The sequence below is a fragment of the Methylobacterium sp. Leaf456 genome, assembly GCF_001425465.1.
GTDB lineage: Bacteria > Pseudomonadota > Alphaproteobacteria > Rhizobiales > Beijerinckiaceae > Methylobacterium.
Genome location: NZ_LMQV01000044.1, coordinates 305,146 through 326,268 on the forward strand (window position 1 = coordinate 305,146; position 21,123 = coordinate 326,268).

Below are 21,123 nucleotides of genomic sequence, written 5' to 3' on the forward strand. Positions count from 1 at the left end.
TGTCCTGCCCAGAGTTTCCTCAACACCATCGTGGCGAAGCGGGCGCGGCGGTTCATCGGCATTCGCCGCCCCCGCGTGATTCGGTTTCCTTCTCCCGGCGCCGATCATTTCCGAATTGTCCCGCTGTCCCCCGCGACCGCTGGCGCCTTGCGGGCGGGCCGCTCCCGCGGCACATCCGGCGCAAACGACGCTGGAGTCCCGGCCCATGACCCTTGCCAGTCCCGCCTTCACCCTGCCCGCCCAGGCGCCTCGCGCCGAGGCGCGCCCCCACGCCTTCACCGTACACGGCCGGACCATCGAGGACCCGTTCGCGTGGCTGAAGGCCGAGAACTGGCGCGAGGTGCTGAAGGACGGAGGCGCGCTGCCCGCCGACATCCGCGCCTATCTGGAAGCCGAGAACGCCTACGCGGCGGCGGCTTTCGGCGAGACCGGTGAACTCCGCAAAAAACTGGTGGCGGAGATGCGCGGGCGCATCCGCGAGGACGACGGATCGGTGCCCGATCCCGACGGGCCGTTCGCCTACTACACCCGCCATCGCGAGGGTGGGCAGCACCCGCTGATCTGCCGCCGCCCGCGCACCGTGCACCGCATCGCCGAGGAAGCCGGCGAGGCCGAGACCGGCGAGGAAATCCTGCTCGACGGCGACCGGGAAGGGGAGGGGCTCGCCTTCTTCGAGATCGCGGGCGCGGCCCATTCCGACGATCACCGCCTGCTCGCCTGGGGCGCCGACACCAAGGGCTCCGAACTCCATACCCTGCGCATCCGCGACCTCGACACTGGCACGGATCGCGACGAGCGGATCGAGAACACCGCGGGCGATGCGGTGTGGAACGCCGCCGGCACGGCCTTCTTCTACGTCGCGCTCGACGAGAATCACCGCCCGGCCCGGGTCCTACGCCACCGCCTCGGCACGGCGCAGGCCGACGACCGGATCGTCTACGAGGAGACGGACGCCGGCTTCTTCGTCAGCATCGGCCGGACGCAATCCGGCACCTATCTCACCGTGACGGCGAGCGACCACGAGACCGCGGAGGTCCATCTGTTGGACCGGGCGAACGACGAGGGCCCGCTCACCGTCGTGTCGCCGCGTGAGCCGCAGCTGATCTACTCGGTCGAGCACTGGGCCTCGCACCTCGTCATTCTGACGAACGCGGACGGGGCGGTCGACTTCAAGATCGTCACCTGCCCGCTCGACGCGCCGGCACGCGCGAATTGGGTCGATGCGGTGCCCTACCGCCCCGGCGTGATGATCCGGCATCTGCACGTGCTCGGGAACCACCTCGTGCGGCTCGAACTAGAGAACGCCCTGCCGCGCATCGTCGTGCGCGACCTGAAGGGCGAGGAACACACGGTCTCGTTCGCCGAGGAAGCCTATTCGCTCGGGCTGCTGTCCGGCTACGAGTTCGAGACCAACCGCATCCGCTTCGTCTATTCCTCCATGACGACGCCGTCGGAGACCTACGACTACGATTGCGTCACCCGCGCCCGCATCCTGCGCAAGCGCCAGAGCGTGCCGAGCGGCCACGAGCCCGCCGACTACGTCACCCGCCGCCTGTTCGCGACCGCGCCCGACGGCGCGACCGTGCCGGTCTCGCTGATCCACCGCCGCGATCTCGCCCTCGACGGCACGGCGCCGCTGCTGCTCTACGGCTACGGCTCCTACGGCACGCTGATGCCGGCCTCGTTCCGCACCAACCTGTTCAGCCTGGTCGATCGCGGCTTCGTCTACGCCATCGCCCATGTCCGCGGCGGCACCGAGAAGGGCTGGAACTGGTATCTCGAGGGAAAACGCGAGAAGAAGCCCAACACATTCACGGATTTCGTCGCCTGCGGGCAGGCCTTGATCGAGGCGGGCTACACGGCGGAAGGGCGCATCGTGGCGCATGGCGGCAGCGCGGGCGGGATGCTGATGGGGGCGGCCGCCAACCTCGCCCCCGACCTGTTCGCCGGCATCGTCGCCGACGTGCCGTTCGTGGACGTGCTCAACACCATGCTCGACGCCGAGCTGCCGCTCACCCCGCCGGAATGGCCCGAATGGGGCAACCCGGCCGAGATCGAGGCGGCGTTCGAGACGATCCTGTCCTACTCGCCCTACGACAATGTCGCGGCCAAAAATTACCCGGCGATCCTGGCGCTCGGCGGCCTCACCGACCCGCGCGTCACCTATTGGGAGCCGGCCAAATGGGTCGCGCGGCTGCGTGCGACGATGACCGGGGGCGGGCCGATCCTCTGCCGCATCAACATGGAAGCCGGCCACGGCGGCGCCGCCGGGCGGTTCGACCGGTTGGAGGAAGTGGGGCTGATCTACGCGTTCGCGCTGATGGCGGCGGATGCGGACAAGCGGATTGTTTGACGAGGCGAAGGCGGGCCGCGCTTCCCCCCTCCCCGCGTGCGGGGAGGGGGGAAGCGTAGTTGCCGGGTGAATAAAGAAGAGCTGCATCCGACCCGCCACGTGCGAGTCGGACACGGCCCTCAAAAAGTATCAGTGCAGGCTGACCGGGTAGAGCGAATGCGCCATCGCGTTGGCTAAGGCGACTTCCCGCGAGTCGGTCAGCATGATCGGCGCGCCCGAGGCCGAGAGCAGGGCGAAGAGGTCGAGACCGGGGCTCATCTCGGGCGCCTCCGGGAACAGTGCCCGCACCTCGTCGGAGCGGATCGGGCGGACATAGGCGATGTGGCCCTCGCCGAGTGCGGCGAACTCGGCCGGATCGATGGCGGGGGCGGTGGCCGCTTCCGTGATGGTCAGGTCGTTCATGATGGCCCTCCTTCCGAGGCAGAGCATGATCCGGATATGGTCCCACGATGGGCGACCACAAACCCGGCATTGGGTGAGAGACGTGCGGATCGGCTGCGGTGCGTCGCCGCGTCAGTCGTCCTTCGAGGAGATCGCGATCTTGCGCACGACCCGCTCCGGCTCCGGCCGGACGAGGTCGATCGACAGGAGCCCGTTCGACAGGTCGGCGCCGAGCACCTCCATGCCGTCGGCGAGCAGAAAGGCCCGCTGGAACTGCCGGGCCGCGATCCCGCGATGCAGGAACTGGCGCGACTTGTCGTCCACCTGTCGGCCGCGCACGACGAGCTGGTTCTCTTCGAGCGAGACGTCGAGCTGGTCCTGGGTGAAGCCGGCGACCGCCAGCGTGATCCGCAGGCGCTCGGGCTCGCGCTCGCCGCGGGGCACGCGCTCGATGTTGTAGGGCGGATAGCCGTCGCTGCCGGCCTTCGCCACGCGGTCGAGCGCTTGCTCGATCTCGTCGAAGCCGAGCAGGAACGGGTGCCCGAACGGGGATGGCCGCGTCATCGTCAACTCGAACCTGCGGCGGGGCCCTGGGGACAAGTCCCGGCGGCACCCCGCGGTCTCGGGCCCGCCCTGCGGCAGCACCCTTGAGCGTTGATATGGAAAGCGGATCGGGGCCGATCAAGAGCGCGGCCGGGGCTGACTCCGGGCGGGTTCTTCGGGATCATGCCGCAAGAATATTCGGGATGAAACGGCAATTCCCGGCGGCCAAGCTGAGGTCGATTAACAGTTTGGAATTGCTCTGAAATTCAGTCGTCGCCTTGATCCCGAACCGGTTTGTCGGATACGCACCCCACCGAATAAGAGCGGCGCTCTGTGCTGTGAGCGCCGTGCCTTGCGCATTGTCGTATCCGGACATCGCGGGAACTGACGCGCGGGCCGTTGCCGCGAGGAAGTTCCCGTGGCGCTCCGGCAGAGTTTCCGCCCTCGACCGGGCGCAATCGAGGCCCGCGGCGCGGCACGGCGCCGGAGCGGCCAAGGAGGATCGAGCGTCGTGATGCAGGCAGTCGGGGGAATGATGCGCGGGATCGCAGTGGCCGGGAGCATCGCGCTCGCGACGACCGGTGCGCTGGCGCAGGAGAGCGCCACCCAAGGGTCGGCGAAGGGCGCGCCGCTCAAGATCGAGCTGAACCGGCTCGAGCCCGCGGGCGAGGCCTGCCGCACCTACATGCTGGTCGACAACGGCCGCGGCCCCGCGCTGAAGTCGCTCAAGGTCGATCTGTTCGCCTTCGACACCGAGGGCGTCGCGCAGAAGCGCCTCGCCGTCGAACTCGGCCCCGTGCAGGAGAAGAAGACGGTCGTGCGGCTGTTCGACTTCGCCGGCCTGTCCTGCCCGAAGATCGGCCGCATCCTGCTCAACGACGTGCTCGCCTGCGAGGGCGCGGACACCAGCCGCGAGACCTGCCTGGAGCGGATCGAGACCGCCACCAAGACCCAGGCGGCCTTCGACCGCTAACGGCCTTCGACCGCCGATCCGAGAGCCGCCCGACCGTCGCAAGGCGCGAGAGGCGGCTTACCGAAACCGACATTCGAGGAATACCGAGATGGATCCCACATCCGCACCCGTGGAAGCCGCGACTGCCGCCGGCCACGACTTCTCGTTCGTCGGACTGTTCCTCCAGGCCGATCCGATCGTGAAGGGCGTGATGATCCTTCTCGTCGTCGCCTCGCTGGCCTGCTGGACCGTGGTGTTCGAGAAGGTCGTGCGGCTCGCCGCCGCCAAGCGTCAGGCCAAGGCGTTCGAGGCGATGGTGCGCAAGGACGGCGCCGTGGACGCCAAGCAGGACGGCATCGCCGGCCGCATCGCCCATGCCGGGCTCGACGCGTGGCGCGACCAGGACCCGAGCGAGAGCCGGGCCGAGCGCCGCGAGCGCATCGAGCGGGCGATGAAGGGCGCGCTCGGCCTCGAAGTGAAGCGGCTCCAGGGCGGCCTGCCCCTGCTCGCCACCTCCGGCTCGACGGCCCCGTTCATCGGCCTGTTCGGCACGGTGTGGGGCATCATGAACTCGTTCTCCTCGATCGCGAAGAGTCAGGACACCAGCCTCGCCGTGGTGGCGCCGGGCATCGCCGAGGCGCTGTTCGCCACCGCCATCGGCCTCGTCGTCGCGATCCCCGCGGTGATGGCCTACAACAAGCTCTCCGGCGACCTCGCCCGGCTCCAGTCCGGCTTCGTCTCGTGCATCGCCGTGCTCGGCAACCGGCTCGCCCGCGACCGTAGCCCGCACGCCCGCGCCGCCGCCGCCGAGTAAGCGCTGAGCCGCGATCATCCCGGCGGGCGCGCGATCCGCGCCGCCGACCCCACTCCACTCCAATTCGACGTAGGCGCCCGCCCGGCCGGCGGCCCGCGCGACGCCCGGGAGGGCGAGACACATGGCCATGGGTTCCCTGCGTTCGGGGGGCGGTGACGACGAGGACGGCCTCGACGCCACGCCGATGTCGGACATCAACGTCACCCCGATGGTGGACGTGATGCTGGTGCTGCTCATCATCTTCATGGTGGCCGCGCCCCTGATGACGACCGGCGTGCCGGTGCAACTGCCGAAGACCGCCGCGGCCAAGGTCGCGCAGGCGCAGAAGCCGCTGGAAGTCTCCATCGACAAGGACGGCAACCCGTTCATCGCCAAGGACCCGTTCACGGCGCAGACGCTGCTGCCGCGCCTCAAGGAGCTTAGAGCCGAGAACCCCGATCAGGTCGTGCTGGTGCGTGGCGACCGCGACGCGAATTACGGCAAGATCCTCGAGACCATGGGCGTCGTGGCGCAGGCCGGCTTCACCAAGGTCTCGCTGATCGCCCAGGCGCCGGGCGGCGCGGCCCCCTCTGGTGCCGCCAAGTAAGCCGATGACCGCTCACGTTGAACGCGCGCCCGGCGGCCCCGACGGCGGCCAGGGTCCGCTCGCCGCCGCCTTCGCCGTCGCGCTGCTGCTGCATCTCGCGGCTTTGGCCGGCCTCGCCTTCATGCGCACCACGCCGCCCGAGGCGGCGGGCGAGCAGCAGGTCACGCTCGACCTGAGCCCGGCGATGGAGGAGGCCCCGCCGGTCGAGGCGATGGAGGCCGCCCCGTCCGAGCCCGTGCCGGACGAGGCCAAGCCCGAGGAAGAGCCGACCACGGTCAACCCGGTCGAGACGCAGGAAGCCCCGGTCCCGCCGCCCCCGCCGGAGGAGGTGACGGAGGCTCAGCCCGACGAGGCGACGCCCCCCCCGCCGCCGGAGATGACGCAAGTTCTGCCGGAGGAGGTGAAGCCGCCGCCGCCGACCGAGATGACTCAGGTCGTGCCGGAAGAGGTGCAGCCCCCGCCGCCGCCCGAGGCGGTCGCCGAGACGCCGCCGGAGACCCCGCCCCCGCCGCCGGAGGAGCAGGTGATCACCTCGCAGGCGCCGGAGGCCGAGCCGCTGGCGCCGCCGCCGCCCGTGCCGGTGCGGGAGGTCAAGCCGAAGCCGAAGGAGCCCGATCCGGCCAAGGTCGCCGAGGCCCGCCGCAAGGAGCTGCTGGAGAAGAAGCGCGAGGCAGAGCGGGAGGCCAAGCGCCGCGAGCTGATCGAGGCGAAGAAGGAAGAGAAGCGCGAGGAGATCCGCAAGGCGGCCGCAAAAGCCAAGGCCGAGCGCGACGCCGCCCGCCGGAAGACCGAAAACGCCCAGGGTGCCGCCGAGGCGACCCGGCGGGAGAGTCGGCCCCAGCGCAGCGGCGGCGGCGATCCGAACGCGCTGGCCGCGTGGAAGGGAATGCTGGCTTCGAGCATCAAGGGCCGCATGAACCGCGGCGCGGCGGCGGGCACCGCCGGCGGCGTCGCCACCGTCCGCTTCACGGTGAGCCGCTCCGGTTCGGTGACCAGCGCCTCGCTGGTGTCGAGCAGCGGCGTCCCCGCCATCGACTCCGCCGCGCTCGCCGCGGTGCGAGGCTCGCTGCCGGCGGCCCCCGCCGGGTTCGAGCAGTCGAACCTCACGGTGACGGTGCCGATGCGGTTCTGACGCTTCACCGCGGGGCCGGGCCTGCCGCCCGGCTCCGCCGCGCTACAACTCCCCCACCGAAGCCACGATGCGGGCGGGGATGACCACGTATTTCACCAGCGACACGCATTTCGGCGATCCGCGCATCCTGCGGATCGACCGCCGTCCGTTTCCCGACCTGCCGAGCCATGACCGCGCCCTGATCGAGGCCTGGAACGCCGAAATCGGGCCCGACGACGAGGTCTGGCATCTCGGCGATTTCGCCCTCGGGCCGCCGCCGGAGCGGGTGGCCGAGATCCTGGCGTCGCTCCACGGCCGCAAGCACCTCATCGTCGGCAACAACGACGGCCCGGCGACGCTCGCGGCACCCGGCTGGGCCTCGGTGGCGCATTACGCCGAGATCACGGTGGACGAGCGCCGGCTCGTGCTGTGCCACTACGCCTTCCGGACCTGGAACGGGCTCGGGCGCGGGGCGATCAACCTGCACGGCCACTCGCATGGGCGGCTTAAAGCCATCCCGCGCCAATACGATGTCGGCGTCGATCCGCAGGGGCTTCGGCCTGTCACGCTGGAGCGGATTCTGACCTCCCGCCGCCGCGGCGGGGGAGGGGACAAGTCCGGCAAAGGTTCCGTCAAGCATGGCGAAAAGAGACCGGAACCATCGGCTTAGCCGCACCGTTCATCAGACCGACAGCGAGGCGATGCACCGCAGCGAAAGCCCAAGGGCATCGTGACGCGCACCGCACCCGCCAATCCAAGACCTTCACGACCTCGGTCGAAACAACCTCGGTCCTGCCATGCGTTCCAATCTTCTTGCCGGCCTCACCGCCGTCCTCGTCGGCGCCAGCCTCGCCACCTCGGCCCTCGCGGCTCCCGGCTGCCTCGACGGCCGCCGCAAGATGCAGGAGGCCAGCGCGCTGCGCTACCAAGCCAACCAAGAGGCCCGTCTCGGCAATCGAGACCGGGTCTGCGACACCCTCGACGAAGTGGGCGACCGCTTCCACGAAGCGCAGGACGCGTTCGAGGATTGCGGTGCCGACGTGGTGGCGATCGATCTGCGCAGCGAGCTGCGCGACCTGCGGGTCGCCAAGCGTCTGAACCGCTGCGACTAGCCGGGCGCGCCCGGCGCCGCTCCTGAAGGACTTCCGAAAACTGAAGTCGCGCGGCGAAACCTTCGCCGTGCCCGCCATCGACGTGCGTCCCCGCACCGCCGAGCGTGGCCGTGCGCCGCATCGTCTTCCCAACGACACCGCCCGATTCGGAGCCCAGCCGTGAACACTGTCGAGATCGCCGCCCAGACCGCCCCGCTCCAGACCGGCCCGTCCTTCGCGGCCGCGCTCTGCGGCTTCCTCGGCTGCACGCTGGCCACCACCATGGTGATGTTCCTAATCGGCACCAGCGTCTGAGACGGTCGGTCCGTCAGGGCTTGATCGACCAGAGCCGGCTTCGCGAAAACAGCATGTCGGTCCGCCCGACGGTCGTCTCGGCCCGGGCTTCCGGGCAGTGCGGCGGCTCGATGCGGGCGACCGGTGCGGGCGCCGGCGCGGCGGCCTGAGCGGCCGGCATCAGCCCGAGGCGCGTCTGGACCGACGGGTTGCGCGCCGCCGAGATGGTGACGACGCCGGCGATGATGCAGCCGGCGATGAGACCGAGAAAAAAGTTCGTCATACCTGTCGGGTCCCGGACCCGGCTCGCGGCACGAGTTGTCCACAACGGACACCTCGCTCCCTTTCGGGGCGCCATTACGGCGACCGGTCTCGCACACCGCCTTTTAACAAACCGATGTCACACGGAACCTGCGGACCGCGCATGCGTCCGGCGCAGGGGAGTTCGGGGGATGTCGTATGGGGCCAGTGCCTACGCGAAGGTCGCGCGCGTCGCGCTCCCGCCCCGCGAGGCGGAAGCCGCTGTGCTGCTGAAGGCCGCGGGCAAGCTCCAGGCGCTCGGCCCCGATGTCGGCTCCGGCCCGATCCTCAACGAAGCTTTGGTGTTCAACCAGAAGGTCTGGACGATCCTGGCCTCGGCGGCGACCGACCCGGCCAACCCGCTCCCCGACGAGATCCGCCTCGGCATCAGCCGCCTCTCGGTCTACGTCTTCCGCACCATCATCGACGCGATGATCGCCCCGAGCCGCGAGAAGATCGAATCGCTCGTGTCGCTGAACAACCACATCGCCGCGGGTCTGCAGGGCGACCCCGGCGCGGGTGCGTAGTTTTTTGTGAAATTCTCCCCGTCATTCCGGGGCTCGCCGCAGGCGAGAACCCGGAATCCACGACTGGCCACGACGGTTCGGTTTCGGCCGGGTATCCCGCATCACGGGTGGATTCCGGGTTCGCTTCGCGCCCCGGAATGACGGGGGTGGGTGAAGGAGCGGGCCCGTCCGCCCTATCCCTTCGCCTTCTCCCCCGCCTCCGTCAGCAGCGCCAGCAGATCGCAGCCCGCGAACAGGAAGCCGTCGATGCCGGCCTCGCGCAGGGCCGCCTCGTCGGCGGGCTTGCCGGCGAGGTAGAGGGTGATGCAGCCCGCCGCCTTCAGGGCCTTGGCCGCGGGCACGGCCTCGGACTCGTAGAGCTTGTCCGACGAGCACAGGCAGGCGAGTTTTGCGCCCGACGCCTTGAAGGCCTCGGCGAGCCCGTCCGCATCGGAAAACCCGTCATTGCCGAGCGCCTCGAGGCCGCCCGCCGCGAAGGCGTTGGCGGCAAACGTCGAGCGGGCGTTGTGGACCGCCACCGGCCCGAGATTGGCCAGGAACACAGCCGGGCGCTTGCCCGAATCGGCCAGCACCGCGTCGGAGGCGTCGCGTAGGGCCTCGTAGGGCTCGGCGAGGCGCAGCGAGGGGAGGGCGCCGCTCGCCCGCGCCGCGTCACGTGGCTTCACGTCGAGCACCGCCACCGGCTTCTCGGCGAGGAACGGGAACTCGCTGGCGCCGGTGAGCGGCTGCTTGCGGGTCGCGACCGCGCGCTCGCGGGCCTTGCGCACCGTCTCGATCCGGCTGGCGAGCGCGCCGGAGGCGAGGCTTTTTTCGATCCCGCCCTCGCGCTCGATCTCCTGAAACGCAGCCCAGGCCTTCTCGGTCAGCTCGGCGGTCAGCGCCTCGAAGCCGCCCGCGCCTGCGGCCGGGTCGGAGACCTTGGCGAGGTTCGATTCCTCCACCAGAACGATCTGGCTGTTGCGCACCACGCGCCGGGCGAAGGTATCGGGCAGGCCGAGCGCCAGGGTGTAGGGTAGTGCGGTGACCGAATCGGCACCGCCGAGGCCCGCGGAAGCGGACGCCATGGCGGTGCGCAGAATGTTCACGAAGGGATCGCGGCGGGTCATCATCCGCCACGCGGTCTCGGCCAGCACGCGGAGCGGCTTGGGCTCCAGGCCGCAGGCCTCCTCGATCCGGGCCCAGAGCCGGCGGATCGCCCGGAACTTGGCGATGGTCAGGAACTCGTCGGCATCCGCCACGAGCAGCACCGAGATCGCCGCGCGTGCCCGCTCCAGATCGTGCCCGCCGGCTTCCAGCGCGCGGAGATAAGCGACCGCCGTGGCGAGCACGACGGCGAGTTCCTGCACCTCGCTGGCGCCGGCCTCGTGATAGGGGCGGGCATCCGCCAACGCGACGCGCCCGCGATAGGCGGCGAAATCGGTGAGGGCCTGGGAGAGCTTGCCCTCCCAGCCCTCGCTCGTCTGCCCGGTCGCGGCCTGCGTGCCGATCGGGTCGAGGCCGAGATCGATGTCGAGTTCGGCCGGATCGTCGCCGCGGCGCTCGACCAGTTGCTTGAGGAGACCCGCCACCGCGAAGCCGCGCGCACCCGCATCGAGCCGGAGCGCGATCAGCGGCAGCATCGTGCCCTTGAACGCGGCCTCGAACCCGTCCACGTCGGTCAGGTCGAGGCCGAAGCCGCGGGCGGCCGGCGCCCCCGCGTCCACCAGAACCAGCGCGTCGGCACCGCCTTCGAGATCGCTTAGCGCCTGCGCGGCAGCCTTCTCGATGTCCGGATGGTCGATCCGCTGCGCGAGGCGCCAGGGGCCCGGCGCCCGCACCGGCTGGGTGGTCGGCTCGGCCGGCCCGTAGAGCGGCTCGATACGCAGGCCGTCCGCGGTCTTGGAGACGAGGCGCTTCTCGAAGTCGCCGCCCTTCAGCGCGGCATCGACCGCCTTGCGCCAGCGCTCGGCTGTCGCGGGCTCGAACAACTCGGCAAGCGGACGGTCTTCCATCGTGAACCCTGGCGTGCGGCGTCTTTCGTCCCGCTTCTGTGAGAGAGCGGCGGCGTGGCCGCAAGCCCTCGCACGGCGTCAGGCTGGACGACAACCGACTTTAGTCCGGGTTCGGGCCTCGACCTCGTTCAAAATCCTGAAGGCTCAGCCAAAAATAATCAGTCCGGCAAAGCCGAGCGAGCCGACGATGATGCGCCACCACGCGAACAGCCAAAACCCGTGGCGCGAGACGTAGTCGAGCACGGTGCGCACCACGATCAGGGCCGAGACGAAGGCGGCCACGAACCCGATCACGATCAGGGCCGCGTCGTCGGAGGAGAGGTTCTTGTAGTTGTCGAGCAGGTCCTTGGCGAAGGCGCCGGCCATGGTCGGCATGGCGAGGTAGAACGAAAACTCGGTGGCCGAGCGCTTGCTCGCGCCCATCAGCATCGCGCCGACGATGGTGGCGCCCGAGCGCGACACGCCGGGGATCATCGCGAGGCACTGGAACAGGCCGATCTTGAGCGCCATCGGCAGGCTGAACTCGAACACGTCGGTCTTGCGCGGGGTCTCGACCGTGTCGGTGTGGCTCTCGTCCGTGGGCGTGGCCTTGGGCTCGCCGACCATGTCGTCGATCACGAGCAGCACGAGCCCGCCCGCGACCAGCGTGGCGCAGATGATCCACGGGTTGAACAGGTAGTACTTGATGTATTTCGAGAACAGGCCGCCGACGATCGCCGCGGGCAGGAACGCGATGAGCACGGCGAGCACGAAGCGGCGCGCCTTGGGGTCGTTCGGCAGGCTGGTGGCGATGCCCCACAGCTTGCCGAAATAGACGAAGAGGATCGCCAGCACGGCGCCCAGCTGGATCAGCACCTCGAAGGTGTTGTTGGGCGAGTGGAAGCCGATGAAGTGGCCGACCAGCAGCTGATGGCCGGTCGAGGAGACCGGGATGAACTCGGTGGCCCCCTCCACCACGGCGAGCACGAGCGCTTTCGCGATCTGGACGAAATCCATGGGTCTGCTGCTCCTCGGCGCCGGGGGACGCACATTCCGCGCCGCGAGGGCGGCCGCTGAGGCTGGGCAGACGACGGCGGTGCGGCAGCTTTGCGGCGGCAGGGTTGCCAAGCGGTTACCGCGATGCGGCAAGCGTGTTAACGCGGACGAAACGAACCGGACATAATCCTGGCCCGTCGGCTGGAGCCTCGTTCGGCTGCGGCGGGTTGCCGAGCCGGCGGCTCATCAGAACGTCACGTTGAACCACGGCCTCATGGCGACGCTCCACCACGCTCCGTTCTGCCCGAACTCCCGCTTCATCCGCCTCGCGCTCACCGAGATGGGCATGGAGCCGGTGCTCGTGGAGGAACGCGCCTGGGAGCGGCGCCGCGACTTCCTGATCGTCAATCCGGCCGGCACCACCCCGGTGCTGGTGGAGCAGACCGGGCTCGCCGTGCCGGGCGCGGGTGTGATCGCCGAATATCTCGACGAGACGCGGGGGCTCGGGCTCAACGGGCGCCGCCTCCTGCCCGACACCACCACGGCGCGGGTCGAGGTGCGCCGCCTGCTCGACTGGTTCCTCGTCAAGTTCAACGGCGAGGTGACCGAGTATCTGGTGACGGAAAAGATCGACAAGCGCTTCATGCCGAGTTCCGAGGGCGGCGGCCCGCCGGACATGAACGCCATCCGTGCCGCGCGCACCAATGTGCGCTATCACTTGAAGTACATCGGCTACCTCATCGGCCAGCGCCGCTGGCTGGCGGGAGACCACCTGACCTATGCCGATCTCGCGGCGGCGGCCCATCTCTCCTGCGTGGATTATCTCGGCGACGTGCCATGGGACGAGGACGAGATGGCGAAGGACTGGTACGCGCGGGTGAAGTCCCGCCCGTCCTTCCGTCCGCTCCTGTCCGACCGCGCCCCCGGCATGCCGCCGGCGGCGCATTACGCGGACCTGGATTTCTGAAAGCCGACAAGATTTTTCTGGACGGCGCCGCGCTGCGCGAGGTCGTCGAGGCGCGGGCGAAGAAGCTGGGTTTCGACGGCTTTCGCGTCACCCGGCCCGATGCGGTGCCGCTCACCCGCGCGCGCCTGCCCGTTTGGCTCGCCGACGGGCATCACGGCAGCATGGACTGGATGGAGGAACGCGCCGAGCAGCGCGCCGACCCCGCCGTGCTGTGGCCCGAGGCCCGCAGCGTGATCGTGCTCGGCATGAACGCGGGCCCGGAGGCCGACCCGCTCGCCCTGCTGGCGCAGAAGGAGTGCGGCGCCATCGCGACCTACGCGCAAAGGCGCGACTATCACGAGGTCATCAAGGGCAAGCTGAAGGAACTCGGCGGCTTCCTCTCGGCCCGCTCCGGTCGCCCGGTGAAGGTGTTTTGCGATACCGCCCCGGTGATGGAGAAGCCGCTGGCCCAGGCCGCCGGGCTCGGGTGGCAGGGCAAGCACACGGTGCTGCTCTCGCGCGAGCACGGCAACTGGCTGATGCTCGGCGCGATTTTTTGTGTGGCCGACTTGGCCGTCGATCCGCCCGAGAGCGACCATTGCGGTTCCTGCCGCCGCTGCCTCGACGCCTGCCCGACCGACGCCTTCCCGGCGCCCTACCGCCTGGATGCAAGGCGCTGCATCGCCTACCTGACGATCGAGCATGCCGGGCCGATCCCGACGGAATTCCGCGAAAAGATCGGCAACCGCATCTTCGGCTGCGACGACTGCCTCGCGGTCTGCCCCTGGAACAAGTTCGCGCAACGCGCGCGGGAGACCCGCATGGCGGCACGGACCGACCTCGCGGCGCCGCCGCTCGCCGAGTTGGCCCGGCTCGACGAGGCGGGATTCCGCGCGTTCTTCGCCGGCACCCCGATCAAGCGCACCGGCCGCGACCGCATCCTGCGCAACGTGCTCATCGCCATCGGCAATTCCGGAAACATGTCCCTCGGTGAGGACGCCGCCCGCTGCCTCGCCGATCCGGACCCGGTCGTGCGCGGCGCCGCGGTGTGGGCCTGCGGCCGGCTTTTTCCGCCCGCGCAACTCGGGGCGCTGTTCGACGCCCATGGCCAAGCCGAAACCGATGCCCATGTGAGGGCGGAATGGACCGCCGCTCGGCATCCGCAGAACTCTTCCCCTCCCCCTTGTGGGGAGGGGGCAGGGGTGGGGGTGGTTCAGGATTGAACGCCACGGTGCCTCCTGCACTACCCCCACCTCCCACCGCCTCCCCACAGGGGGAGGAGAGCCCGCGATTTCACCGGCCCTGTCGGAGCCGGTAGCTTCGCGCGTTTCCCACGGAGACCCGTTGCGCATGAACCTGTTCGTCTTCGGCCTCGGCTTCTCCGCCCGGCATTTCGCCGAATCCGAGCGAGCCCGCTTCGACCAAGTCCGCGGGACGGTGACGGAGGCCGCGCGCGCCGAAAAGATCGCAGCCGAGACCGGATTCACCCTGCGCGCCTTCGGCCCCGACGCCGACGATTCCGCCATCGCGGACGACCTCGCCGACACCGACATCCTCCTCGTCTCCGCCCCGCCGGGCCCCGGCGGCGACACCGCGCTCGCCCGCTACCGCGCGGCCATCGCCAAAAGCCGCATCCGTTGGATCGGCTACCTCTCGACCATCGGAGTCTATGGCGACCAGGACGGCGCCTGGATCGACGAATCCACGCCCGCCACTCCGAAAAGCGCCCGCTCGCGGGAACGCCTCGCCGTCGAGGAGGCATGGCTCGCTTTCGGCCATAAGACCGGCAAGGCGGTGCAGTTGTTTCGGCTGTCGGGCATTTACGGCCCCGGCCGCAACCCGATCGTGAAGCTGCGGGACAAGCGCACCCAGCGCATCGTCAAGCCGGGGCAGGTGTTCAACCGCATCCACGTCGCCGACATCGCAGCGACGCTCGCGGCCTCGATCGCGCGCCCGCGCAACGGCGCGGTCTACAACGTCACCGACGACGAGCCGGCCCCGCCCCAGACGGTGATCGAGTACGCGGCCGAACTCACCGGCCTGCCGCTGCCCCCCGCGGTCGATTTCGAGACGGCGGATCTCAGCCCGATGGCCCGCAGCTTCTACGGCGAGAACAAGCGGGTGCGAAACCACCTGATCCGCGAGGAGCTGGGCGTGAATCTGAGCTTCCCGACCTATCGCGAGGGGCTGGCCGTGCTCGTCGCCGATGCCGAGCGGGAGGCCTGACGGCCGCCCCCACCCAACCCCCTCATCCTGAGGTGCGCAGCCGAAGGCGGAGCCTCGAAGGAGGGCTCCAAGGGATCGCGCGATCCCTGGAGCCCTCCTTCGAGGCCGCTTCGCGGCACCTCAGGATGAGGGGGTTGGGTGGGATGATTTGCTGATCGAAACTAAGGGCTTACACGAACCGCACGCCGAACTCCTCGCCGATCCGCCGTACCACTTCGCACGCCCGCGGCGGCTCGCCGGGGAGGTGCAGGGTGAGGCGGTCCGGCACGGTCCGATCCTCGATCGACAGCTTGGCACCGGTCTTCGAGCGGTTGAGCAGCACGGCCGCGACGGTCCGCTCGCCGCCGCGCTCCGGCACGAAGCTGACGCGAATCGGCATCAGGCGGCGCACCCGGTCGTCGCCCCGGCGCTCCTCCAGGCCGACGCTCCACGAATCGAGTTTTTCGGCGAAGCTCGCCACGGTCTCGGCGGTCGCCTGCATGTCGGCGCTGACCTGGCCGGTGGTGGCGCGCTGCTGGGTGCTCGCCGTGACGGTCTGGGTGATGAAGTCCTGGACCGTGTCGACGACCGAGGCCGTGGAGGACAAAGCCTCGCCGACCTCGCGCGACACCGTCTGCATCGCCCCGATCTCGCCGGTGATACGCGAGGTCGCCGCCCGCGCCTGCTCGGCAAGGCTCTTCACCTCGGTCGCGACCACGGCGAAGCCCCGGCCCGCCGCGCCGGCACGCGCGGACTCGATGGTGGCGTTGAGCGCCAGCAGGTTGATCTGGTCGGCGATCGAGGTGATCGCCTCGACGACGCCGTTCATCGCGGAGGCCGCCGCTCCGAGCCGCTCCGAGAGCTGGCCCGCCGCCGCCATCCGCTCCTGTATCTCGCCGACCGCCCGGTTCGAGCGCTCCATCTGCCCGGCGATGTCGGTCGAGGTGCGGTGCATCTCCTCCGAGGCCGCCGCGACCCCGCGCACGCGGCCGAGCGTCTGCTCCGCCATGGCGAGCGCGCTGGAGCGCACCGTCATGCTCTGCGTGATGTCGAAGGCGTATTTCACCACCTTCACCGGCCGCCCGGCGGCATCGAGCACGGGGTTGTAGGAGGCCTGAATCCAGACCTCCCGCCCGCCCTTGCCGACCCGCTGATAGGCGGCCGAGCTGAATCGGCCCTCCCGAAGACCTTCCCAGAACGCCGCGTAGGCGGCGCTGCGGGCGTAGTCCGGCGTCACGAACAGGCTGTGATGCCGACCCACCACTTCGGCCAGGGTGTAGCCCATGGCGCTCAGGAAATTCTCGTTGGCGTCCAGCACCGTGCCGTCCATGCCGAACTCGATCACTGCCTGCGAGCGGCGCGCGGCCTCGACCTGTCCGGCCATGTCGGCGGCCACGGTCTTGGCCGCGGTCACGTCGCTGGCGTACTTCACCACCTTGAACGGGCGCCCGGCGAGATCGAGGATCGGGTTGTAGCTCGCCTGGATCCAGACATCGCGGCCGTCCTTGGCCCGGCGCCGGAACTCGCCGGCCCGGTACTCGCCCCGCGCCAGGGCCTGCCAGAAGTCGCGGTACTCCGCCGATTCGGCTTCCGCCGGATCGACGAACAGGCGGTGGTGGCGGCCCTGCACCTCGGCGAGATCGTAGCCGAGCGCGGCGAGGAAGTTGGCGTTGGCGTGGCGGATGGTGCCGTCGAGGTCGAACTGGATCACCGCCTGCGACCGGTCGATGGCGGCGAGCTGGCCGGTGGATTCGGCCGACGCAAGGCGCTCGGCGGTAACGTCGAGGGCGAACTTGACGATCCTCAACGGTCGGCCGCGGGCGTCGAGCACGGGGTTGTAGGTCGCACGGATCCAGACCTCGCGCCCGTCCTTGGTGATGCGCCGGTATTCGGCGGCCTGGAACGCGCCCTGCCGCAGGCCCTCCCAGAACGCCGCGTAGGCGGGGGCGGCGGCCTCCTCGGGCGCGACGAACATCCGGTGATGGCGTCCGCGCACCTCATCGAGGCGGTAGCCCATCAGGCCGAGGAAGTTCGCGTTGGCCTCCTCGATGGTGCCGTCCAGGGCGAAGGTGATGACGGCCTGGGAGCGATGCAGCGCCTCGAGCTGGGCGTTGGCGCTGGAGCGGCCCCTGAAGGCGAGCATGTTTGATCCGGGCTGACGTTGTCGCCCTCGAATGCCGGGTATCGCGTTAAGGTCGCCCTACGGTTTGGGCGAACAGCAGCATTTGATGCATTTTGTCGCTGCCAAACCGTACGGTGTCGGACATTAGATGTCCTCGCGCAGACTCTTGCCGTGGCGCTCGAAGTAGAACGGGATCGGCCGGTAGGGCGGGAAGCCCGCCTGCGCCGCGCCTTCCAGATCGTCGAGGACGATCCGGGTGATGCGCGGCAATTCCAGTTTCCGGGCGTCGTCGAGGCTCACCCAGGCGAGTTCGGTGAGTTCCGAGTCCGGCCCGACGAGGCCCGGCCGCTCGGCGGTCACGCTCTTGCGGTCCACCGCGAAGAAGCGGGTGTCGAACCGGCGCGGGCGCTTGGGCGGGGTGATCGCGCGGGCCACGAGATGCAGGCCTTCGAGATCGGGCATCACGCCCTCCTCCAGAAAAGCCTGCCACGCGCCCTCGGGCGCCGTCTCCGGCGGGCCGTAATCGCGGGTGCCGATGAGGAGGCCCGTCTCCTCGTAGGTCTCGCGGATGGCGGCGAGCGCGAGCGAGCGGCCGAGATGGTGCGGGGCGCGGGGCAATTTCGCCCGCAGGGCGTCGTCGGCCCGCTGCGACAGGGCGCCGGCCACCGGCATCTGCCGGTCGGACGGTTCGATCCGCCCGCCGGGGAAGACGAACTTGCCGCCCATGAAGGCGAGCCGCGCGTTGCGCTTCCCCATCAGCACCCGCAGGGCCTTGCGGGAGCGATCGAGCACGATCAGCGTCGCGGCCTCGCGCGGGCGGAGCGCCGCGGTCTTCACCACTTCCTTGGCGGGAGCCGGGGAGGGGGCTTCAGGCGTTGCCGAGTCCGGGAGTGATGCCTGTTCGGGTTCCTGCCTCACCGCCGCGCCTCTCCCCTGCGCCGAGAACGGGCGGCGCCACGCCGAAACCGTGCATGCCGAGCGCGTATTGCAGCCCGATCACCGCGCCCTTGACCGGCTGGAGCAGGCCGAGCGCCATGACGACGGCGAGTAGCGGCCAGACCGTGCACGACACCCAGAGCGGCCAGGGCGGCACGTCGTAGCCTATCTCGAACTTCCAAACGAGGTAGCCGACGATGTGGCCGACGATGAAAATCACCAGATAGGGCGGCAGGTCGTCGGCCCGGTGGCCCTCCATCGACAGGCCGCAAGCCTCGCATTCCGGCCGCACCTTCAGGAAGCGGCCGAACAGTTTGCCCTTCCCGCAATGCGGGCAGCGGTTGAGGAAGCCGCGGGCCATGGCCGGGACCAGACGTGTGCGCGTGGCGGCCGCCGCGTCCGGCGGGGGGAAAGCCTCGATATCCATGATCCGACCCTAGCCGCTCCGGCTCAGCGGCGCGAGCCGCGATGACGCCGCGACCCGTCGCCCTCGGTGGCTGGCGGTTTTGCGGGAGCGCGGCCAGGCCGGGATTGGGCGGATTTCGCCTTGTCGATCTTCGCTCTGGACCCGAACTTCGCCTTGCCGGGCTTGGTCGCGCCGGGCCGGCGCGCCCCGCCGGAGCGGCTGCGCCCCTCGGACAGGATCTCGAAGCGCAAGGCGCCGGCCACCGCCGCGGCCTCGACGAGGCGCACCTCGACCGGATCGCCCAGGCGGTACGTCTCGCCGGTGCGGTCGCCGACCAGCGCGTGCAGGGTCTCGTCGTGGCGGTAGAAGTCGGCGCCGATGGTGGCGGCGGGCACGAAGCCGTCGGCCCCGGTCTCGGCGAGTTTGACGAAGAGACCCGCGCGCGTGACGCCGGAGATGCGGCCCTCGAAGGTCGCGCCCACGCGGTCGGCGAGATAGCCCGCGATCAGCCGGTCGATGGTCTCGCGTTCGGCCGCCATCGCCCGCCGCTCGGCGCCCGAGATCTGCTCGGAGACGGCATCGAGCATGCCGGGCGTCGTGTCGGCGGGGAGCCCGTCCTTGCCGAGATTGCAGGTGCGCACGAGCGCGCGGTGGACGATGAGGTCGGCGTAGCGGCGGATCGGCGAGGTGAAGTGGGCGTAGCGGCGCAGGTTCAGCCCGAAATGGCCGAGATTCTGCGCGGCGTAGATGGCCTGGGCCTGGGAGCGCAGCACCACCTCGTTGACGAAGATGGCGTGCTCGCTCTCGGCCACCTGCGCCAGGATGCGGTTGAACAGCGAGGCTTTCAGCGCTCCGGCCTTGACGATTTTGATGCCGATGGAGGCGAGCACCTCTGAGAGCGCCCGCATCTTCTCCAGCGCCGGCTCGTCGTGGACGCGGTAGATCAGCGGGGAGTTCGCCTTCTCCAGAGTCTCGGCCGCCGCGACGTTGGCCTGGATCATGAACTCTTCGATGAGCCGGTGCGCCTCCAGCCGCTCCGGCACGATCACCCGGTCCACGCCGCCGTCCGGCGTCAGCAGCACCTTGCGCTCGGGCAGATCGAGGGAGAGCGGCCCGCGGTCGTCGCGCGCCCGCTTCATCGCCTCGTAGGCAGCGTAGAGCGGGCGGAGCGCCGAATCGAGGATCGGCCCGCTCGTCTCGTCGGGGTTGCCGTCGATGGCGGCTTGCGCCTGGGCGTAGGCGAGCTTGGCGTGCGAGCGCATCAGGATGCGGTGGAACGTATGCGAGCGCTTCACCCCGTCGGCGCCGATCACCATGCGGACCGCAATGGCCGGGCGGTCCTCGCCCTGGCGCAGCGAGCAGAGATCGTTCGAGATGCGCTCGGGCAGCATCGGCACCACCCGGTCGGGGAAGTAGACCGAGTTGCCCCGCAGCAGCGCCTCGCGGTCGAGCGCCGAGCCGGGGCGCACGTAAGCGGCGACATCCGCGATCGCCACCGTGACGACGAAGCCGCCCGCATTGACCGGATCGGGATCGGCTTGCGCCATCACCGCGTCGTCGTGGTCCTTGGCGTCGGGCGGGTCGATGGTGACGAGCGGCGCCTTGCGCCAATCCTCGCGCCCGCGCTTCGTCGCGCTTTTGGCCTCGTCCGCCTCGGCCAGCACGGCCGCCGGGAAGACGTGGGGGATGTTGTGGACGTGCAGCGCGATCAGGCTCACCGCCTTCTCGCTGCCGAGCGCGCCGAGCCGCTCGCGCACCCGGCCGCGGGGCAGGCCGAAGCGGGTCTCGCGCTCCACCGCGACGCTGACGAGGTCGCCGTCGCGCGCCTCGCCCTCCTCGCCGGGGGGGATCGCGATCTCACGCCCTTGGGATTTCTTGTCGACGGGCAGGATGCGGCCGCCGTCGCGCCCGGCGCGATAGATGCCGACGATCTCGGAGCGGTTCTTGCCGATCACCTTGATGATGCGGCCGGTGTAGCGGTTCGCCGCCTCGCCGTCGGGCGCGACGCGGATCAGCGCCCGGTCGCCGATGCCGGGCGCCGGGCGGTTGCCCTGGCGGCCCGCCCGCGGCAGCTCGACGACGATCTTCGGGGGTTCGCCCTCGCCCTCCCACTGCGCCGGCCGCGCCACCAGATCGCCGTCGCGGTCGCGCGAAACGATGTCGGCGACGACCACGTCGGGCAGGCTGCCGCCTTTTCGAAAGCCGCCGCGCTGGCGCTCCAGGGCGCCGTCCCCCTCGATCTCCTTGAGGATCGCCTTCAGCCCGATCTTGTCGGCGCCCTTGAGACCGAAGGCCTTGGCGATCTCGCGCTTTCCCGCGGGACCGGGCGTCTGCGCGACGAAGGCGAGGATCTGCTCGCGGGTGGGGAGAGGCGGGCGCTTGCCCTGCGGATCGATGCGTCTGGCCAAGGAGGGGTCCGCCGCGGCATCTTTCTGGAAGGCGCCGGGGTCATCTGAAGGGGTGAGAACGGTGCGGGACCGTGATGTGCGCCCAACATGGGCCTTTATCGGCAACGCCACAACGGTTCGGATTGCTGCACCAACAGTTTCGCCGAAGTCATCCCGCTCCCGGATGCTCGCTTCCCTGCCCG

Annotated in this window: 21 protein-coding genes; 12 read left to right on the plus strand and 9 right to left on the minus strand. The window is 70.0% G+C overall.

Annotated features, from left to right (window positions below; translation table 11 throughout):
- The first annotated feature begins 205 nt into the window (after positions 1-205).
- The gene (locus ASG52_RS25270) at positions 206-2,353 is read left to right on the plus strand and encodes a S9 family peptidase (protein WP_056249611.1); all 2,148 of its coding nucleotides are present in this window, start codon (positions 206-208) and stop codon (positions 2,351-2,353) included.
- A 129-nt stretch (positions 2,354-2,482) separates the two neighbouring features.
- On the opposite strand, the gene ASG52_RS25275 is transcribed toward ASG52_RS25270, so the two are convergent.
- Together ASG52_RS25275 and ASG52_RS25280 are read right to left on the minus strand one after the other, a co-directional pair.
- Positions 2,483-2,755, minus strand: coding sequence for a BQ00720 family protein (locus ASG52_RS25275; RefSeq protein WP_056249613.1), 273 nt, complete (start codon positions 2,753-2,755; stop codon positions 2,483-2,485).
- A gap of 111 nt (positions 2,756-2,866) precedes the next feature.
- Complete coding sequence (locus ASG52_RS25280) at positions 2,867-3,298, minus strand: Hsp20 family protein (protein WP_056249615.1); 432 nt, start codon at positions 3,296-3,298, stop codon at positions 2,867-2,869.
- 493 nt (positions 3,299-3,791) lie between these two features.
- Here ASG52_RS25280 and ASG52_RS25285 point away from each other — a divergent pair, with 493 nt between their 5' ends.
- The 7 genes from ASG52_RS25285 to ASG52_RS28570 all read left to right on the plus strand — a co-directional run bounded on the left by ASG52_RS25285 (position 3,792) and on the right by ASG52_RS28570 (position 8,146).
- Positions 3,792-4,250 (plus strand): hypothetical protein, encoded by a 459-nt coding sequence (locus ASG52_RS25285; protein ID WP_056249619.1) that lies wholly within the window; start codon positions 3,792-3,794, stop codon positions 4,248-4,250.
- Positions 4,251-4,338: 88 nt separating this feature from the next.
- Positions 4,339-5,043: a MotA/TolQ/ExbB proton channel family protein gene (locus ASG52_RS25290; protein WP_056249622.1), complete on the plus strand. Its 705-nt coding sequence runs from the start codon at positions 4,339-4,341 to the stop codon at positions 5,041-5,043.
- 121 nt (positions 5,044-5,164) lie between these two features.
- Positions 5,165-5,629, plus strand: coding sequence for a protein TolR (gene tolR, locus ASG52_RS25295; protein ID WP_056249627.1), 465 nt, complete (start codon positions 5,165-5,167; stop codon positions 5,627-5,629).
- A 4-nt stretch (positions 5,630-5,633) separates the two neighbouring features.
- A complete protein-coding gene (gene tolA / locus ASG52_RS25300; protein WP_056249631.1) occupies positions 5,634-6,761 on the plus strand; it encodes a cell envelope integrity protein TolA in 1,128 nt (375 codons plus the stop codon).
- 79 nt (positions 6,762-6,840) lie between these two features.
- Positions 6,841-7,410: a metallophosphoesterase family protein gene (locus tag ASG52_RS25305; RefSeq protein ID WP_286159165.1), complete on the plus strand. Its 570-nt coding sequence runs from the start codon at positions 6,841-6,843 to the stop codon at positions 7,408-7,410.
- A 127-nt stretch (positions 7,411-7,537) separates the two neighbouring features.
- On the plus strand, positions 7,538-7,852 hold the full coding sequence (locus tag ASG52_RS25310) for a hypothetical protein (RefSeq protein ID WP_056249635.1): 315 nt from the start codon (positions 7,538-7,540) through the stop codon (positions 7,850-7,852).
- A 159-nt stretch (positions 7,853-8,011) separates the two neighbouring features.
- Positions 8,012-8,146 carry a hypothetical protein gene (locus tag ASG52_RS28570; RefSeq protein ID WP_286159175.1) on the plus strand — a complete coding sequence of 45 codons (135 nt, stop codon included), beginning with the start codon at positions 8,012-8,014 and terminating at the stop codon, positions 8,144-8,146.
- Between the two features lie 13 nt (positions 8,147-8,159).
- Here the strand turns inward: ASG52_RS28570 and ASG52_RS25315 are convergent, their stop codons facing one another.
- Positions 8,160-8,408, minus strand: a complete 249-nt coding sequence (locus ASG52_RS25315; protein WP_056249637.1) for a hypothetical protein — start codon at positions 8,406-8,408, stop codon at positions 8,160-8,162.
- A 169-nt stretch (positions 8,409-8,577) separates the two neighbouring features.
- Between ASG52_RS25315 and ASG52_RS25320 the strand changes: the two genes are divergently transcribed.
- Positions 8,578-8,952, plus strand: coding sequence for a flagellar biosynthesis regulator FlaF (locus ASG52_RS25320; protein WP_056249640.1), 375 nt, complete (start codon positions 8,578-8,580; stop codon positions 8,950-8,952).
- A 173-nt stretch (positions 8,953-9,125) separates the two neighbouring features.
- Here the strand turns inward: ASG52_RS25320 and ASG52_RS25325 are convergent, their stop codons facing one another.
- Together ASG52_RS25325 and ASG52_RS25330 are read right to left on the minus strand one after the other, a co-directional pair.
- On the minus strand, positions 9,126-10,943 hold the full coding sequence (locus ASG52_RS25325) for a methylmalonyl-CoA mutase subunit beta (RefSeq protein ID WP_056249645.1): 1,818 nt from the start codon (positions 10,941-10,943) through the stop codon (positions 9,126-9,128).
- A gap of 144 nt (positions 10,944-11,087) precedes the next feature.
- Positions 11,088-11,939 (minus strand): undecaprenyl-diphosphate phosphatase, encoded by an 852-nt coding sequence (locus tag ASG52_RS25330; protein ID WP_056249646.1) that lies wholly within the window; start codon positions 11,937-11,939, stop codon positions 11,088-11,090.
- 253 nt (positions 11,940-12,192) lie between these two features.
- Between ASG52_RS25330 and ASG52_RS25335 the strand changes: the two genes are divergently transcribed.
- The 3 genes from ASG52_RS25335 to ASG52_RS25345 all read left to right on the plus strand — a co-directional run bounded on the left by ASG52_RS25335 (position 12,193) and on the right by ASG52_RS25345 (position 15,090).
- Positions 12,193-12,885 carry a glutathione S-transferase family protein gene (locus ASG52_RS25335; RefSeq protein ID WP_056249650.1) on the plus strand — a complete coding sequence of 231 codons (693 nt, stop codon included), beginning with the start codon at positions 12,193-12,195 and terminating at the stop codon, positions 12,883-12,885.
- Between the two features lie 32 nt (positions 12,886-12,917).
- Positions 12,918-14,087 carry a tRNA epoxyqueuosine(34) reductase QueG gene (gene queG / locus ASG52_RS25340; RefSeq protein WP_286159173.1) on the plus strand — a complete coding sequence of 390 codons (1,170 nt, stop codon included), beginning with the start codon at positions 12,918-12,920 and terminating at the stop codon, positions 14,085-14,087.
- 127 nt (positions 14,088-14,214) lie between these two features.
- Positions 14,215-15,090, plus strand: a complete 876-nt coding sequence (locus ASG52_RS25345) for an SDR family oxidoreductase (RefSeq protein ID WP_056249656.1) — start codon at positions 14,215-14,217, stop codon at positions 15,088-15,090.
- Between the two features lie 169 nt (positions 15,091-15,259).
- Here ASG52_RS25345 and ASG52_RS25350 read toward each other — a convergent pair whose 3' ends face one another.
- From ASG52_RS25350 to rnr, 4 genes are all read right to left on the minus strand, one after another.
- Positions 15,260-17,212 (minus strand): methyl-accepting chemotaxis protein, encoded by a 1,953-nt coding sequence (locus ASG52_RS25350; RefSeq protein WP_056249661.1) that lies wholly within the window; start codon positions 17,210-17,212, stop codon positions 15,260-15,262.
- 123 nt (positions 17,213-17,335) lie between these two features.
- Entirely contained in the window at positions 17,336-18,028 is a 693-nt protein-coding gene (locus ASG52_RS25355; RefSeq protein ID WP_286159166.1) for an NUDIX hydrolase, read from the minus strand.
- Between the two features lie 31 nt (positions 18,029-18,059).
- Positions 18,060-18,548 carry a DUF983 domain-containing protein gene (locus ASG52_RS25360; protein ID WP_056249960.1) on the minus strand — a complete coding sequence of 163 codons (489 nt, stop codon included), beginning with the start codon at positions 18,546-18,548 and terminating at the stop codon, positions 18,060-18,062.
- 29 nt (positions 18,549-18,577) lie between these two features.
- Complete coding sequence (rnr, locus tag ASG52_RS25365) at positions 18,578-20,941, minus strand: ribonuclease R (protein ID WP_056249667.1); 2,364 nt, start codon at positions 20,939-20,941, stop codon at positions 18,578-18,580.
- Positions 20,942-21,123: the final 182 nt, after the last annotated feature.